Annotated in this window: 19 protein-coding genes; 11 read left to right on the forward strand and 8 right to left on the reverse strand. The window is 62.5% G+C overall.

What is annotated here, in order from left to right:
- From Q7C33_RS09640 to Q7C33_RS09650, 3 genes are all read right to left on the reverse strand, one after another.
- Positions 1-388 (reverse strand): GFA family protein (locus Q7C33_RS09640; RefSeq protein ID WP_407683305.1); only part of this gene is annotated, 388 nt, incomplete at its 3' end.
- 56 nt (positions 389-444) lie between these two features.
- Positions 445-831 (reverse strand): hypothetical protein, encoded by a 387-nt coding sequence (locus tag Q7C33_RS09645; RefSeq protein ID WP_030141390.1) that lies wholly within the window; start codon positions 829-831, stop codon positions 445-447.
- A 43-nt stretch (positions 832-874) separates the two neighbouring features.
- Positions 875-1828: a LysR substrate-binding domain-containing protein gene (locus tag Q7C33_RS09650; protein WP_407683306.1), complete on the reverse strand. Its 954-nt coding sequence runs from the start codon at positions 1826-1828 to the stop codon at positions 875-877.
- Positions 1829-1961: 133 nt separating this feature from the next.
- Here Q7C33_RS09650 and Q7C33_RS09655 point away from each other — a divergent pair, with 133 nt between their 5' ends.
- Positions 1962-2363, forward strand: a complete 402-nt coding sequence (locus Q7C33_RS09655; RefSeq protein WP_198798194.1) for a RidA family protein — start codon at positions 1962-1964, stop codon at positions 2361-2363.
- Positions 2364-2544: 181 nt separating this feature from the next.
- Here the strand turns inward: Q7C33_RS09655 and Q7C33_RS09660 are convergent, their stop codons facing one another.
- From Q7C33_RS09660 to Q7C33_RS09675, 4 genes are all read right to left on the reverse strand, one after another.
- Entirely contained in the window at positions 2545-3024 is a 480-nt protein-coding gene (locus Q7C33_RS09660; RefSeq protein ID WP_030141387.1) for a VOC family protein, read from the reverse strand.
- A gap of 61 nt (positions 3025-3085) precedes the next feature.
- Entirely contained in the window at positions 3086-4387 is a 1302-nt protein-coding gene (locus tag Q7C33_RS09665) for an Nramp family divalent metal transporter (protein WP_030141386.1), read from the reverse strand.
- A gap of 146 nt (positions 4388-4533) precedes the next feature.
- The gene (locus Q7C33_RS09670) at positions 4534-4773 is read right to left on the reverse strand and encodes a hypothetical protein (protein WP_030141385.1); all 240 of its coding nucleotides are present in this window, start codon (positions 4771-4773) and stop codon (positions 4534-4536) included.
- Positions 4766-5551, reverse strand: a complete 786-nt coding sequence (locus tag Q7C33_RS09675) for an MlaA family lipoprotein (RefSeq protein WP_030141384.1) — start codon at positions 5549-5551, stop codon at positions 4766-4768. Before Q7C33_RS09675 ends, Q7C33_RS09670 begins: the two co-directional genes overlap by 8 nt.
- Before the next feature lie 381 nt (positions 5552-5932).
- On the opposite strand from Q7C33_RS09675, the gene Q7C33_RS09680 reads away from it, so the two are divergent.
- The 4 genes from Q7C33_RS09680 (at position 5933) to kefC (ending at position 10440) form a co-directional block, all read left to right on the forward strand.
- Entirely contained in the window at positions 5933-6643 is a 711-nt protein-coding gene (locus tag Q7C33_RS09680; protein ID WP_030141383.1) for a response regulator, read from the forward strand.
- On the forward strand, positions 6640-7989 hold the full coding sequence (locus tag Q7C33_RS09685; RefSeq protein ID WP_030141382.1) for a sensor histidine kinase: 1350 nt from the start codon (positions 6640-6642) through the stop codon (positions 7987-7989). The genes Q7C33_RS09680 and Q7C33_RS09685 overlap by 4 nt, the downstream gene beginning before the upstream one ends.
- Positions 7990-8090: 101 nt before the next feature.
- Entirely contained in the window at positions 8091-8612 is a 522-nt protein-coding gene (gene kefF, locus Q7C33_RS09690) for a glutathione-regulated potassium-efflux system oxidoreductase KefF (protein ID WP_323153997.1), read from the forward strand.
- Position 8613: 1 nt separating this feature from the next.
- Positions 8614-10440, forward strand: a complete 1827-nt coding sequence (gene kefC / locus Q7C33_RS09695) for a glutathione-regulated potassium-efflux system protein KefC (protein ID WP_407683307.1) — start codon at positions 8614-8616, stop codon at positions 10438-10440.
- A gap of 166 nt (positions 10441-10606) precedes the next feature.
- Here the strand turns inward: kefC and Q7C33_RS09700 are convergent, their stop codons facing one another.
- A complete protein-coding gene (locus Q7C33_RS09700) occupies positions 10607-11473 on the reverse strand; it encodes an aldo/keto reductase family oxidoreductase (protein WP_407683308.1) in 867 nt (288 codons plus the stop codon).
- A gap of 101 nt (positions 11474-11574) precedes the next feature.
- Between Q7C33_RS09700 and Q7C33_RS09705 the strand changes: the two genes are divergently transcribed.
- The 6 genes from Q7C33_RS09705 to Q7C33_RS09730 all read left to right on the forward strand — a co-directional run bounded on the left by Q7C33_RS09705 (position 11575) and on the right by Q7C33_RS09730 (position 15882).
- Positions 11575-12552, forward strand: coding sequence for a LysR family transcriptional regulator (locus Q7C33_RS09705; RefSeq protein WP_407683309.1), 978 nt, complete (start codon positions 11575-11577; stop codon positions 12550-12552).
- Between the two features lie 243 nt (positions 12553-12795).
- Entirely contained in the window at positions 12796-12981 is a 186-nt protein-coding gene (locus Q7C33_RS09710) for a hypothetical protein (RefSeq protein WP_148290007.1), read from the forward strand.
- Positions 12974-13657 carry an SOS response-associated peptidase family protein gene (locus Q7C33_RS09715; protein ID WP_407683310.1) on the forward strand — a complete coding sequence of 228 codons (684 nt, stop codon included), beginning with the start codon at positions 12974-12976 and terminating at the stop codon, positions 13655-13657. Before Q7C33_RS09710 ends, Q7C33_RS09715 begins: the two co-directional genes overlap by 8 nt.
- A gap of 16 nt (positions 13658-13673) precedes the next feature.
- Positions 13674-14555: an NmrA family NAD(P)-binding protein gene (locus Q7C33_RS09720; protein ID WP_407683311.1), complete on the forward strand. Its 882-nt coding sequence runs from the start codon at positions 13674-13676 to the stop codon at positions 14553-14555.
- Between the two features lie 69 nt (positions 14556-14624).
- On the forward strand, positions 14625-15005 hold the full coding sequence (locus Q7C33_RS09725) for a RidA family protein (protein WP_198798187.1): 381 nt from the start codon (positions 14625-14627) through the stop codon (positions 15003-15005).
- Between the two features lie 541 nt (positions 15006-15546).
- Entirely contained in the window at positions 15547-15882 is a 336-nt protein-coding gene (locus tag Q7C33_RS09730) for a DUF6124 family protein (protein WP_407683312.1), read from the forward strand.
- The last annotated feature ends 205 nt before the right edge of the window (positions 15883-16087 follow it).

Consider the following 16087-nt stretch of genomic DNA (forward strand, 5'->3'; position numbering starts at 1 on the left):
CCTCTGCCCGCCCCCCGCCCTCGCGATCCCCCTCATACCGCCGCGCCAGCGCAAACGCCGGCAACCAGGACTCACGGCGCACGGTCCAGCATTCGTAGGTGGGCTTGAGTTGATCGGGGGAATCGAGCGCGCCGAGGTGCACTTCGATCTCGTCGCCGCTACGGGCGAACAGTGACGAGCCGCAATTGGGGCAGAAGAAGCGTCCGGCGTAGTCCCGGGTTTCACCCGTGACGGTCACCGCATCCCGGGGGAACACGGCCGCCGCGAAAAACACTGCGCCATGGTGCTTGCGGCAATCCAGGCAGTGGCAAAGGCCGACCCGGTAAGGGCGGCCGGAGGCTTCAAGGCGGACGTTGCCGCATAGGCAGCCACCGGTGAATCGTTCCATGAGGGTTTCCTCGTACCGTTGATAGGCGGCCGGCGTCTCGGTCGGGTCTCAGACATTCATGACGAATCGTCCAATATCAAAACAAGGAAGAACAGGCCATGACCGGTGACCGAGACAACGGAAGTCCACAACGCCATTTTCTTCAAGATAGCCGCTCTGGTTTTGATGAGCCGACTCGCAACGGCCAGCGCACCTCCCAACCAACCCAACTGAGCGAGCAAAAGAATCTCGATAAGAAGCATCCCCAGGGTCCACCTGTTGCCCCCTATGCCATAGATCCAACAGGCAAAGCAAACAATGGTAAGCGGAACGCTACAACCCCATATGAAAAGCGAGACAGCGTTTGCAGGCCTTAGCCTTGTAGCCGCTAAAAGCATCAGCAACAGCCCCAGACAAACGAAGCCCATGTCCAACCACAATAAAAATTCGCTTAGTTTACTCATCGCTCTCCATACGGTCGCAATAACCAGCTTCGCCAGAAAAAAGCTATCTCGCTGGCTCATTCTTCAGCGCGGGTTGACTTTCCATGGTTTCAACAGGCGCATGCTGCGCCATCAGCTCGATCACCCAGTCGATGAACACCCGCAGCTTGGCACTGATATGCCGGTTCGGCGGGTAGGCCACGTACATCGGCATCGACTCCAGGCGCCAGTCTTCGAACAACGGGACCAATGTCCCCTGCGCCTGGTGGATCCGCGACATGTAGGTGGGCAACCAGAGCACCCCGAGCCCCGCCAGGCCGGCGGCGAGATAGGCATTGCCATCGTCGATCGCCAGGGCGTAGCGCCCCTTGATATGCAGGTGCTCGTCCTGCCGGTGCATGGCATAGGGCAAGGCTTTGCCGGTGCGTGCCCAGAGGAAACCGACGACGCGGTGCTGGGAATCCTCCAACTCGCGGGGATGAGCCGGAGTGCCCAGACGCGCCAAGTAGCTCGGCGCGGCGAAGACGCCCAGGGCCAGGTCGCCGACGCGCCGGGCAATCAGCGATTGGTCCGTCAGCTCGCCGCCGCGAACCACGCAATCGACGTTCTCATCGATCATGTCGACGATGCGGTCGCTCACGCCCATGTCGATCTGGATGTCCGGGTAACGCTCATAGAACGCCGGCAACGCCGGGATCAGGATCAGCGCCGCCAATGGGCTCGGCACATCGACCCGCAGTCGGCCGCGCGGCAACGCCTGGGCGCCGGACAGGCTGGTCTCGGCGTCGTCCAGGTCAGCCAGCAGGCGAATCGCCCGCTCGTAGAACACCGCGCCGTCCGCCGTGACGTTGACCTTGCGCGTGGTGCGGTTGAGCAATTTGACCCGCAGCCGCGCTTCGAGCTGTTGCACCAGTTGCGTGACGGTGGTCTTGCTCATGTGCAGCGTCTCGGCGGCCTTGGTGAAACTGCCGGCCTCGACGACACGCACGAACGCTTGCATCGCGTCGAAACGATCCATTCTTTGCCTCGGATTGTTTGGTTTCTACAAACAGTGATCGCCAAGGTTGCTCGTTTATCGCCCGGGCACAAGCCCCTAGAGTGACTTCATCGTTGAGTTCCGGCCGCTATCGGCCATTGATGGAGAGATTCCCATGACCACCCGAGACGTTGTTTTCCCACCCGGCCGCCAAGCGCTTTACGAGCGCAACCGTTATTCACCGGCTGTTCGCTCCAACGGTTTGCTGTTCGTCTCCGGGCAGGTCGGCAGCCGCGAGGACGGCTCGCCGGAGCCGGTGCTGGAAGATCAGGTGCGCCGCGCCTTCACCAACCTGAATGCGATCCTCGCAGCCGCCGATTGCAGCTTTGACGACGTGATTGACGTTACCGTCTTCATGGTCGATCCGGAGTCGATCTTCGAACGGGTCTGGAGCGTCGTGGCCGAATTCTGGGGCAACGCGCCGCACCCGACGGTGACGGCGGTGGGCGTGACGTGGCTGTATGGCTTCCAGTTCGAGATCAAGGTGGTTGCCAGGTTGCCAGGGTCCTCCTTGTAGCATCGGGCGTGTGGAGGGTCTGCGGTGAGTGTGTTGGCTGTGCGTGCGCCATCGCGAGCAAGCTCGCTCCCACAGGGTTCCGTGCTGGCAGGAGAATCGAAGTCACCCTAATAAATGTGGGAGCGAGCTTGCTCGCGATCGCGTAGGGTCAGCTTGCATGGTCTTTTCTTCCGACCGCAGGCTACCCTTTCACCGCCGCCTCGATCGCCGCGATGTCGATCTTGGTCATCGTCATCATGGCCTCGAAGGCGCGCTTGGCCGCGGCTTTGTCGGCACTGGTGACCGCATCCACCAGCACCCGCGGGCTGATCTGCCACGACACGCCCCACTTGTCCTTGCACCAGCCGCAGGCACTCGCCTGGCCGCCGTTGTCGATGATCGCGTTCCACAAGCGGTCGGTCTCGGCCTGGTCGTCGGTTGCGATCTGGAACGAAAACGCCTCGCTGTGCTTGAACATCGCCCCGCCGTTCAAGCCGATGCAAGGAATGCCGATCACCGTGAAATCCACCGTGATCACATCGCCCTGGCTGCCCGACGGGTAATCGCCCGGCGCGTGGTGGATGGCGTTCACCGCGCTGTCGGGAAAGGTTCTTGCGTAAAATTCCGCCGCCTCTTGCGCAGTGCCGTCGTACCAGAGGCAGATCCTGTTCTTGTTGTTCATTCGGATTCTCCGAAAGGGACTGGACCGTGAAGTCTAGCAGTCCCTCCGGAGGTGAATGGACTCAGGTGAACAGATCGACGCCCAACTGGAATGCCACCCACAACGCCAGGCCAGTCGCAAACACCAGCGCAACGTTCTCGAACAGGTTGTTGCGGTACTCCTTGCCCAGCAGTGATTTCTGGTTGGACATGATCAGCAGGCCCAGGGAGATCACCGGCAGGCCGACGATGTTCAGCGCATTGACACCGATGGTCAGGGTCACGAAGTCCGGCATGCCCGGCAACGACCAGATCAACGGCGTGACGAGGATGAACAGCATGAACCACTTGTGCATCGGGTCGCGGTGGAATTCCTTGCCATAACGCTCGCGACGCTCGGGTCGCACGTGCTGGAAAGCATCGGTGATCAACATCGGGAACGCCGTGGTCTTGCCGGAAATGCTGGCGAACAGCGTAGCGAAGACGCCGATGAAGAACACGTACCAACCGATCGAGCCAAAGAACATTTCCAGGGCCTTGCCCAGGTCGCCGAGGGTTTTCACCTCGATACCGTTTGGCCGAAGGATCTCCGCGCCAACGATCCAGATCGCCAGGTTGATGACGATGCCGACGAACACCGCAAACAGCAGGTCGTTGCGCTGGATACGCTTGTGCTCCGGCCCGACCCAGCCTTTCTGGCGCATGACATAAGGGTGGACGAAGTTGGCGATGGAGCCCGCCACCGCACCGATCACCGAGACCGCCACCAGCAGCGCACCGTGCACGCCTTCATCGGGCGGAATGCTGAAGCCGATGGTGCCTTTGACGATCCCGGCGACATCCGGACCGGACATGACCGCCAGGGCCAGGAATGCCAGCGTCATGATCGCCAGCAAGGCCTTCATCACGCCTTCGATCATCGAATAGATATTGCGCCCGACGAGCATCCACACCGCCAGCACCACCGCCACCGAGCACAGCAGCGGGTAGTCGACCTTGAGCAGCATCGCCAGGGCCTCGCCGGCGCCCTTGATCATGTAGGCGTTCATCAAATGGCCCATGAGCAGCGCGTACACCAGCAGGAACCAGGCGAAGAACGGATTGAGCTGGGCGTAGCCCTGGAGGATGGTCATGCCCTGGTTATTGCAGAGCTGGAAGCGCGCGATGATGTTGACGATCAGGTATCGCAGCAGCAGGGACACCGCCAGCACCCACATCATGGCGTAGCCATAGTTCGCACCGGCCACGGAAGACGTGATGAGGTCGCCGGCGCCCAGCCAGGACAGCACTGCAATGATGCCGGGGCCAAGAAGCTTCAAGAGGCGTACGAAGCGGCTCTGCGCGGGAGCCACGGCCTGGCCTTCGGCGGAAGGAATGCTCGACATGGATGAGTCTCCGTTGTTTTTTTTGTGAGAAACGGAAACAGTCGACCACATTACGTACGACATCGTACAACTAAAATCAGGCCGGAATTATGTAGAAATGTTTCATGGGCCCCAGGGCTCAAAGACACCGGGGCCGTCGACTTTCGTCACGGCGCCTCCCTCCGCTCACCGTTATTGATCATCCAGCGAATCATGCTCGCCAACGGCACCCGATAGTGCTGGGTTGCGCATTGGCCGGCCTGCTGCGGGTCGTACCATTCGACGTAGCGGCTGAACAGCACATGGCGGCCGTCCTCGGCCACCCGCAGCTCCATTTCGCGGCAATGCAACATTCCCTGATCGAGGGTTTTTACCCGTCGATGCAGGACCAGCGCCTGGCTATTCATTCGCGGCGCCCTCTTCCCCACATTGTGGCGCGTCCTGGACGGAACCCAACTTTCCTTGCGCGACAAAATCGGCACGGCGCTGGGCGATGGCGTCGCGAAGCGCCACATAGTAATCCGGCTGGGTCCGCAGCTTGTCGGTGAGCGGCAACGCCTCCGCGCGGCCATCGACGACGCCACCCACGGTCTTGATCGTGCCCAGGGTTTCAACGGTATCGCTGTTGTCGCCGAACGGATCGACCGCAAAGCTCACCACCTTGCCGGTCGCGTCCCTCAGGTTGGCGGTGCCCAGCAGCGGCAGCTCGACGATCGGTCCGGGAGCGATGTTCCAGACGCCAAACGTCTGGCCGAAATCGGACTCGTGGCGTTCGATGCCCAGCTTGCCCGACACATCGATCAAGCCGACGATACCCACCGTGGTGTTAATGGCAAAACGGCCCAGTGTGTTGACCGAACGCTGCCCGTTGCCTTGCAGCAAATCGTTGATGAACACCTTGGGCTCGCCGAAGTTGGCGACGAAGTTGTGCACGCCGGCCTGGAGCATGTCCGGCAATTTTCGATACCCACGGGCGATCGGGGCCAGGGCGTAATCGTCGACGGTGCGGTTGAAGGCGAAAATGCCACGGTTCACCGGTTCGGCTGGATCATGGACGGCGAAGGGCACGCTCTCGCAACTGCCTGGCGTGGCAGTGGGCGTACTGCTGCAACCGCTGGCGAGTGCCGCCAGCGCGACGATGACGGTGGATCGGACAAGCAACGGCGCGGGTTTGGTGATCGGCATGCGGGGCTATCTCGGGGAGGAATGGGGACGATACCAATCAGCCAATGACGCGGTTCCTGTGGCGAGGGGATTTATCCCCGCTGGGTTGCGAAGCGACCCCAAAACCAGGCACCACGGTACGTCTGGTTCATTGAGTCAACAGCTTTGGGGCTGCTTCGCAACCCAGCGGGGCGGTGCGACGTTTCGCTAAATCCCCTCGCCACGGGTTCCGTTTGCCATCGTCTAACCAACTGGAATCGACCCCATCCTGCCGCCGTTTTCTTGCCCACAGATTTCCGGAATATTGCTCGCCGGCAGCTTTGTTTCCGGATTGAAATATATGACGCAAGCCCCGGATTGCCCCTAGTATTCCACCCGTATTCATTGCCCGACGTGACCCCCGTGAGCCATTTACTCCTGGTGGACGACGACCTCGAAGTCCTCGCCCTCCTGCGCAAATTCCTCGAACAACATGGCTATAGCGTCGAAGTCGCCGCCGACGGCAAAGCGCTGTGGCAAGCGGTGGAACGCCGACAGCCGGACCTGATCATCCTCGACGTGATGCTGCCGGGCGACAACGGACTGGTGCTCTGCCAGCGCCTGCGCACCGAGCACCGGGTCGGGATCATCATGCTCACCGCCATGGGCGAGTTGAGCGACCGCGTCGTCGGCCTGGAAATGGGCGCCGATGACTACCTGACCAAACCCTTCGACGCCCGCGAACTGCTGGCCCGGGTACGCGCCGTCCTCCGGCGCACCGGTGAAGCCAGGGGCGCCTTGGGCGACTTGACCCGCCCGGTCCTGGAATTCGACGGCTGGCAACTGGACGTCACCCGCCGCGAGCTGCGCTCCCCCGACAAGGTCATGATTCCCCTGTCCAGCGGCGAGTTCGAACTGCTGCTGGTCTTCGTCGAACATCCACGTCGGGTGCTCAGCCGCCAGCAACTGCTGGACCTGGCCCGTGGCGAAACCTTCGATGCGTTCGACCGCAGCATCGACGTGCAGGTCAGCCGACTGCGTCGCAAGCTGGAGACCGACGTCACGGGCCCGTCGATGATCCGCACCGTCCGCAACAGCGGCTACTTGTTCAGCCCCCACGTGGTGAAGCGATGACACCGGGCGGCACGAAGGTGTCTCGACCACGGGACACCGTGGCGCGGTGGATCGCCTTGACCACGATGGTGGCGATGCTGACGTTGCTGGCCCTCAACGAATTGTTCGGGGTATTGGCCGGTGCCTGGGCACGCCCTCCCCTGATGGAAACCGGCCTGATGGACAAGGCCGCGGCAATCACGCGCATCATCGATTCCGCCGCTCCCGGGCAACGCCACGACATCGCCAAGACCGCCAGCGACCCGGGGCTCAGCGTGCAATGGTTGCAGCGCTATGAGGACGCGCGGTTGCCAGTCATCGGAGACCCGGAGTTCAGTGAAGGCTCGGTTTTCCTGCGCCGGCAATTGAACAGGCCCGACGCCCGAATCGAGGCCTATGAGCCGGACGATTGGCCAACCAAGGATAATCCTGACAGGCGCTACGCGGTGATCATCGAGCTGACCGACCACACCTGGGTCATATTCTCGGTGTCATCCCGCAGTTGGGGCCTGGGGGAATGGCAACGCAACCTGATCATCATCGCGCTGATCCTGCTCTCAACCTTGATCGTCGCCCTGATCGCCACACGACACCTGGCGACACCCCTGGAGCACTTTGCGGACGGCGCCCGGCGCTTCGGCGTGGACTTCCGGGCGCCGCCGATCCCAGTCGTGGGCCCCTATGAAATCCGCCAGGCGATCCTCGCGTTCAACGCCATGCAGGCCCAGCTCAAGCACTTCGTCCAGGACCGCACGCAGATGCTCGCGGCCATCTCCCACGACCTGCGCGCACCGTTGACCCGCATGCGCCTGCGCGGGGAATTCATCGAGGACGCCGACCAGCAATCGAAGCTGTTCAGGGATGTCGACGAGATGCAGGCAATGGTCAACGCCGCACTGGAATTCTTCCGCGACGAAGCACGCCTTGAACACGCCACGGCATTCGATCTGGCTGAGCTATTGCACACCGTCGTCGATGACTTCAGGGACGCCGGCACCGAAGTGTCGTTCGAAGGCGCGCAGCGTTTTGTCTATGTCGGCCGGCCCATCGGGATCAAGCGTGCGCTGACCAACCTGATCGACAACGCGGTCAAATATGGCAGCGAGCCCGGCGTTCGTTTGAAAGCCTTCGCCGATTGCGTCGAGATCCGCGTCGTCGACCGCGGGCCGGGCATCGCGCCTCACTATCAAGAGCAGGTGTTCGCGCCGTTCTTTCGCGTCGAGGGCTCGCGCAACAAGCATACCGGCGGCGTCGGCCTGGGCCTGTCGGCGGCACGGGCGACGGTGCTGGAGCATGGCGGGACACTGGTGCTCAGGAATCGACGCGAGGGTGGCCTGGAAGCCAGGGTCTCGCTGCCCCTCAATTGACCCCGGCGAGGCGCGCTGAACAACGATGCCCTAAAACCCACGCGATTTCGGTAGGATGTCCGGCCTTTTGACCCGGCCCCCTGTCTCGTGGAATTGCCCCGATGATCCTGATCGTTTACGCCCATCCCTACCCCGACCAGTCGCGGGTCAACCAGCAGATGCTCAAGCGCGCGTCCGCCAATCCGGACGTGGTCATACGGTCGCTCTACGATCTCTACCCAGACTTCGCCATCGACGTCGAGGCGGAACAGCGCGCCGTCGAACAGGCGGATCTGATCGTCCTCCAGCATCCGATGTATTGGTACAGCATGCCGCCGCTCCTGAAGTTGTGGATCGACAAGGTGTTCACCCATGGCTGGGCCTACGGCAAAGGCGCCACGGCCCTCAATGGCAAAGGCCTGCTGTGGGCTGTCACCACGGGCGGCGAGCGGGAACATTTCCAGATCGGCGCGTACCCCGACTTTTCAGCGCTGGCCCAGCCACTCCACGCCACGGCCCTTTATTGCCACATGCGCTGGCTGGAGCCGGTCGCCGTGCATGGCGCGTATGCCGCCGAGTCCGACACCCAACGCGCACAAATCGAACACTACGGCGCACGCCTGGCCTCCTGGAAGGAAGATTGAGATGGAGACGCACAGCCTGATCGAAATGCTCATCTACCTGGCCTCGGCGACGCTGATCGTGCCGATTGCCGTGCGCTTCGGCCTGGGCCCGGTGTTGGGTTACCTGCTGGCCGGCTGCGTGATCGGCCCGTGGGGGCTCAAGCTCATCACCGATGTGAAGGCGATCCTGGAATTCGCTGAAATCGGCGTCGTGTTGATGCTGTTCATCATCGGCCTTGAGCTCGATCCCAAGCGCCTGTGGGCGCTGCGCCGGATGGTGTTCGGCGGCGGCGCCTTGCAGATGCTGGCCTGCGGCGGCGCAATCGCGGCGTTCTGCGCGGTCCTTGGCCTGAACTGGACGGCGGCGCTGCTGGTCGGCCTGACCTTGAGCCTGTCCTCCACCGCTATCGCCATGCAGGCGATGAGCGAACGCAACCTGACCGCCACCGCCGTCGGGCGCAGCAGTTTTGCCGTGCTGCTGTTCCAGGACATCGCGGCCATTCCCCTGGTCGCCATGATCCCGCTGTTGTCGGCCCACGGCGAAACCCCATCCGGCATGGCCCTGGCGCTGTCAGTCGTGAAGATCGTCGCCGCCATCAGCGTCGTCGTGCTGCTCGGGCGCTATGTGACGCGACCGCTGCTGCGCTTCGCCGCGCGCTCGGGCCTGCGGGAGATCTTCAGTGCCGTGGCGCTGTTCCTGGTGTTCGGTTTCGGTTTTCTGCTCGAAGAAGCCGGCCTGTCGATGGCCATGGGCGCGTTTCTCGCCGGAGTCTTGTTGGCGAGTTCCGAATACCGCCATGCCCTGGAGAGCGACATCGAGCCGTTCAAAGGCCTGCTGCTGGGGCTGTTTTTCATTGGCGTCGGCATGTCGATCGATTTCGGCACGCTGATCAACGCACCGCTGAAAGTCATCACCCTGACCCTGGGCTTCATCCTGATCAAACTGCTGGTGATCAAGACCGTCAGCCGCTTCCTCAACGTCCCCGCCGGCCAGCGCTCCTGGCAAGCGGTGCTGCTCGGCCAGGGCAGCGAATTCGCTTTCGTGGTGTTCGGCGCCGCGACCCTGGCCGGCATTCTCACCGACCAATGGGGCAAGAGCCTGACGCTCGCGGTGGCCCTGTCCATGTGCCTGACGCCCTTGCTGATCCTGCTGCTGGACCGAATAGAGTCGGCCACCAAGAAGGACAGTCAGGAATCCGACCTCGTTGATCAGCAGAACCCACGGGTGATCATCGCCGGCTTCGGTCGTTTCGGGCAGATCGCCGGGCGCTTGCTGATGTCCTGCGGCGTCGAGGTGGTGGTTCTGGATCATGACCCCGACAACATCGAGACGCTGCGCAAGTTCGGCGTGAAAGTGTTCTACGGCGACGCCACGCGCCTCGATCTGCTCCACGCGGCCGGCGCGGCCCAGGCGGTGGTGCTGATCAATGCGATAGATGACCAGCAGGACAACCTGACGCTGACCCGCATGGCCCAGGAGCATTTCCCCGGGTTGAAACTGATCGTGCGGGCGCGGGACATGGCGCACCTGATCACCCTGCGGCAACTGGGCGTGGAAAGCGCCGAGCGGGAAACCTTCGAAAGCGCGCTGGCATTGGGTCGCAGCGCTCTGGTGCAGATGGGCGTCGGCGCGTACGAGGCGCGTGAACGCGCCGATCAGTTCCGTCGCCTGAACCTACGCATGCTCGAGGAAATCGTCGCCCAGCCGGAAGACGACCTCAAGTTCCGGCACGACGCCTACCGTCGCGCCAATGCGCTGCTCACCGAGATGTTCAACGAGGACCGCCAGCGACCGATTGACAGCTGGCCTGAACATCACCGAAACGAGACGGAAAAAAGCGACGGCTAGATCTTGATACAGCCCGTCTGAAGCATCCGTGGCGAGGGAGCTTGCTCCCGCTCGATTGCGCAGCAATCGCACGATCTTGGGTCTGCTGCGCAGCCCAGCGGGAGCAAGCTCCCTCGCCACGGGTGTCAGCCATTTACCCGCGCGCAATGATTGCCGGCGCGCGTCTTCAGTGAACCAACCCGTCCAACTCGGCCAGCATCTGCGCCGGGATCTTCAGTTCGCTCGCCGAGAGGTTTTCCCGCAGATGCGCCACGGATGACGTACCGGGAATCAGCAGGATGTTCGGCGCACGTTGCAGCAACCACGCCAGCGCGACGCACAACGGTGACGCCTCCAGGCGCGCCGCTACGCTCGACAGGGTTTGCGACTGCAGCGGCGTAAACCCACCCAATGGGAAAAACGGCACGTAGGCGATGCCTTGCTTGCCCAACTCGGCGATCAGTTGTTCGTCGTCACGATGGGTCAGGTTGTAGTGGTTCTGCACACAGGCCACCTTCGCGATGCCCTGGGCCTGCCTGACCTGGGACGCCGTGACGTTGCTCAGGCCCAAATGCCGGATCAAGCCCTGGCGCTGCAATTCGGCCAGTGCCGAGAATTGTTCCTCGATGTCGTCATCGGCGGGTGCATGCAGATTGCCCCAGGCGCGCAGGTTGACCACTTCCAACACATCCACGCCGAGGTTGCGCAAGTTGTCATGGACGGCGCGGGTCAACTCGGCCGGGCTGTGGGCCGGGTTCCACGACGCATCGGCACCGCGCACGGCGCCAACCTTGGTCACGATGACCAGATCCTCGGCGTAAGGGTGCAACGCTTCACGAATCAACCGGTTGGTGACATGGGGCCCGTAGAAGTCGGCGGTGTCGATATGGTTGACGCCCGCCGCCACCGCTTCGCGCAGCACGGCGATGGCCGCTGCCGGATCCTTGGGCGGCCCGAAGACCTGGGGCCCCGCCAGTTGCATCGCGCCATAACCCATACGCTTGACCGTCCGCTCGCCCAGTTGAAAAGCCCCTGCGGTGTCTGCCCTGCTCATCTCGTACCCCTTGGATTAAATGTGCCTGGGCCGACTATAGGCGTTGACCACTCCACTGATAATCAGGTGCAATCCGAACGGGTTGTACGGCGGAGAGAACAATGGCGACGGATATCCAGGACTTGCTGTCCTTTGTGGCGGTGGTAAATGCGGGTGGGTTTCGTGAAGGCGCGCGGCTCAGCGGCAAATCCGCGTCCAGCCTCAGCGATGCTGTACGCCGCATCGAAAGCCGCCTTGGCGTGCGCCTGCTCAACCGCACCACCCGCAGCGTGGTGCCGACCGAGGCCGGCGCGCGGTTGATGGAACGCATCGTGCCGGCCCTGGGCGAAGTCGAATCGGCGCTGGACGTGGTCAACGATTTTCGCGACCGCCCCTCAGGCACCCTCAGGCTGAACGTGCCGGTCAGCGCCGCCCGGCTGGTGCTGCCCGCGATCATCGCGCCGTTCTTGAAAAGCTACCCCGACATCAGACTGGAAGTGGTCACCGAGGAGAGTTTCGTCGATATGCTCGCGGCCGGGTGTGACGCCGGCATTCGCTACGACGAACGCCTTGAGCAGGACATGATCGCCATCCCCATCGGCCCTCGCTTGCAGCGCTTCGCCACCGCCGCCTCGCCGGCATACCTCGACGCCCGGGGCCGGCCCGAGCACCCGCGGGATCTGCTTCGGCACGCGTGCCTGGCCGGCAAGTTTCCCAGCGGGGCCATGCCGCTCTGGGAGTATGAACGTGACGGGGAAACCATCAGCGTCGAGCCGAACGGCCCGTTGATCGTGCGCATCGGCGGCGCCATGGACCTGGCGGTACAAGCGGCCATCGACGGCCTGGGTGTTGTCCATTTGTTCGAGGATTGGCTGCGGCCGTACCTCGACAGCGGCGTACTCGAGCCGGTGTTGGAACCCTGGTGGCAGCGCTTTACCGGGCCGTTTCTCTACTACCCCGGCCGCCGCTACCTGCCCTCGCCGCTACGGGCATTCGTGGACTTTATCAATCAGAACCGGGACGAAACGAACAACACCGTCCACTGTGGGAGCGAGCTTGCTCGCGATGGCGGCAGTACATTCAACATCTCTGCAAGCTGAACCACCGCTATCGCGAGCAAGCTCGCTCCCACAAAGGTTCTGCGCCGTGCCCGCGTCCAACAAACAACACTGCTCACTGTGGGAGCGAGCTTGCTCGCGATGGCGGCAGTACATTCAACATCCCCGCAAACTGAACCACCGCTTTCGCGAGCAAGCTCGCTCCCACAAAGGTTCTGCGCCGTGCCCGCGTCCAACAAACAACACTGCTCACTGTGGGAGCGAGCCTGCTCGCGAAGACGGTGGTTGATTCCCCCCACTGCCCGCTCGTCTCCCCGTCGCAAGGATTTTCGAACCAAGCATATCGCCACGGCTCGGACCTACATAACACCGCCGCAAGCCACCGTGCTGCGCTTCGACAAGCACGGTTTCGACGGCGGGATCATCAAGGTTCCTTTGCGCTTCGCTGCCGGGAGTTTTCGCTATGTGTGACGGTCTTGTTCAACACGTTTCTTCCAAGGACTCCCTGGCATATTTCGACCAGCGAGACACCTCCGGCGGTCATTTCGGGACAAGCCTGACGCCCGTGGAATTGTGCGTGGCCACGCCGCCGAAGACGCAGCCGCGACACGGCATGATCGAGCCAAACATGCAGGTCAGCGCCATCCGCCGTCGTGGTGGGCGCCTGGAGTGCATCAAGGTTCGCTGGGGCTGGTCGCCCATCTGGTCGGTGGGAACAATGCCTCCGCTGACGCACCTGCCGTTGCACCTGGTGATGCGCTCCAAGGTGTTCGACCAGATCAAGCGCGAGGGCCGCGTGCTGGTGGCGGTGGACGGCTGGTATGAATCGCCGGAACCGACCACGCCTCACCAGGCACAGCGTCCTGCCTACGTGACCTCCCGGCAATCGACTCCGATCTTCATTGCCGCCCTGGCCCAGGCCTGCGAAAACCCCCTTGGCTGCGACGGCCTGGCCCTGGTGACCTATGGCGACATCGCCAGCCAGCAGCAGCGCCTGTTGGCGTTCAACGCAGAAGACGCACTCGAATGGCTGGTGCCTGATCTGGGTTGGGAGCAGGCGCAGCAACTGATCGAGCGCATGAATGCCACGCCGCCGCACCTTGAACCGGGGGTGACCGTTCAACGCCCGGCCCAGGGCGGCCTTTGATCTGGAAGATGAAGCCATGTACGTAATCATGGGTGCCACGGGGCACGTTGGATCGGCCACGGCCCGAGCCTTACTGGCGCCAGGGCATGCGGTGATTGTCATGACCCGCAACGCCAGCCACGCCACGGAATGGCACGCCAGGGGCGCTCAGATCGTCGAAGCGCATGCTGAAAACGTCGAGTCACTGCGCGCCGCCTTTCAACTTGGGCGCAGGGCGTTCATTCTCAACCCGTCGGCGGCCCCCAGTACCGATACCGATGTGGTGGAACGAGGCACCGTCGCCAATATCCTGTCCGCCCTTGATGGCTCGGGGCTTGAGAAAATCGTGGTGCAATCCACCGCTGGCGCCCAGCCCGGCGAACGTATCGGCGATCTCAGCGTCTTGTGGGAACTGGAAGAAGGCTTGCGCAACCAGCCTATCCCGGCGGCGATCAATCGCGGCGCCTATTACATGAGCAACTGGGACAGCCTGCTCGACACCGTCCGAGATACCGGCAAGCTCCCCACGCTATTTCCCGCCGACCTCGCCTTTCCCATGGTGGCGCCTCGGGACCTGGGCGAAGTGGCGGCCGCACGGATGCTATCGTCGATTGACGACGTTGGCGTGCGTCACGTGCAAGGACCTCGCCTGTATTCGCCCAACGATGTGGCGCAGGCTTTTTCCAAGGCCCTCGGCCGGCCGGTCGAGGTCCAGGTGATACCCAGGGACCAATGGGAAAGCGCCTTCCAGCGCCTCGGTTTCAGTCTCGCCGCGGCGCAATCCTATGCGCGCATGAGCGCCGTCAGCCTCGACAGCGGCTTCGATGTGGGCGATGACGCGGCCCTGCACGGCACCACGACGCTGGAGGCCTACATTGAGGCGCTGGTGCAACGCAGCGGCCTGGGAGCGCTGGGATAACGGAATGCAGGAACGTTGCAGCAATGGGCGCTAAACTGCCGCGGTCTTTTTTTCAGCATGAGGTTTTGCATGAGCAACCCAGACATCACCTTCACCCCCGACCCGGATACAGACTCCATCTCCTCCGACGTCGCCGGCTTCGGCGGCCTGCTGGTTTCCACGCAAATCCCGACCCGCGCCGACGGCAGCCTGGAACTGGGCGACATCACGGCGCAAAGCGAGTGCACGTTGCAGGCGCTCAAGATTGCACTGGAACGTGCTGGCAGTTCCATGGACCGCGTGCTGCACCTGACCATCTACCTCACCGACATGGCTGACCGCGCAGCCTTCAACGAAGTCTACAAACGCTTCTTCGCGAAGCCGTGGCCAGTGCGCGCGGCTGTCGGCGTGGCGGCGCTGGCGGTCGAGGGGATGCGGGTGGAAGTGACGGCGATGGCGGCGAAGGGCTGAACCACACACCTCAGACAAGCGAGGAGCTTTTGTGGCGAGGGGATTTATCCCCGCTGGACTGCGCAGCAGTCCCAATAGCAGTCACCTCGGTGTGTCAGGCTTATCTCCATCCACCTCTTTGGGGCGGCTTCGCCACCCAGCGGGGATAAATCCCCTCGCCACGGGTTCTGTGTTTACTCATCTTTTCAGCCTACAGAGGGCTGTGTTTATTCGGTTGTAGGATCCTTCGCGTTAGGGCTACGTCGTCTTGCGCCGTTACCTACAACTACGCCAGAATCCGCCGGCTTGTGCGTCTTGGGGCCGGGCTTTACTGTTGCTCGGTCGCTGAAAATCAGCGATCGGGTTTGGTAGCCCGGCTTTCTGGTGCAAGTGCAGCCTCATGCAGGGGACTTCTACAACCTCTGTCTTATGGTGGTCATGCGCAGGGCGTCCTCGGACGCGCCGGGTTGCCAGGTAACCGGTCTACCAACCTTCGTATGGCCACCACCCTTCGTTTGGTAGCGAGGATGATGGCTCCAATTTCTTATCTGGAGTTTCATCTATGTTCAAAGTAACCCCGAATCCTCCCGACACCGATCCAGCCGACGCGAAGGCATTCGACGAAGCCGCCGACCGCGCCCTCGATTACTACCTCAAGCCCAAACCCAGCAAACCAACACCCGACCCCAGTCAACTGTTCACCGTGATCAACGGCGTGGGCAACGAAGCCCTGCTCGCCAACCTCAGCGAAACCCTCGCCTCGGCTAACGCGATGATCAATGACCTGGCGTTCGATCTGGACGGTTCGCGACGACACGTTGCGCTGGGCATCCTGCAACTGATCGAAATGGGCGCAATGCTGGCCAACCGTGCGCTGGACAACGTCGAAGCGCGCTAGCCGCCGTTGCACATCCCCTTTGTGGCGAGGGGATTCATCCCCGCTGGACTGCGCAGCAGTCCCAAGTTTTTTGCCAATGCATAAATTTTGGGGCGGCTTCGCCACCCAGCGGGGATAAATCCCCTCGCCACAAAGGGAGTTGCGTGCAATCCAGGGACAAATCCCCGCCTATACTTCTCTGCCAATCCCCCCGGGGCCTGCACTT

This window comes from Pseudomonas sp. BP11-1-1 (assembly GCF_052112105.1).
GTDB classification, from domain to species: Bacteria; Pseudomonadota; Gammaproteobacteria; order Pseudomonadales; family Pseudomonadaceae; genus Aquipseudomonas; species Aquipseudomonas alvandae.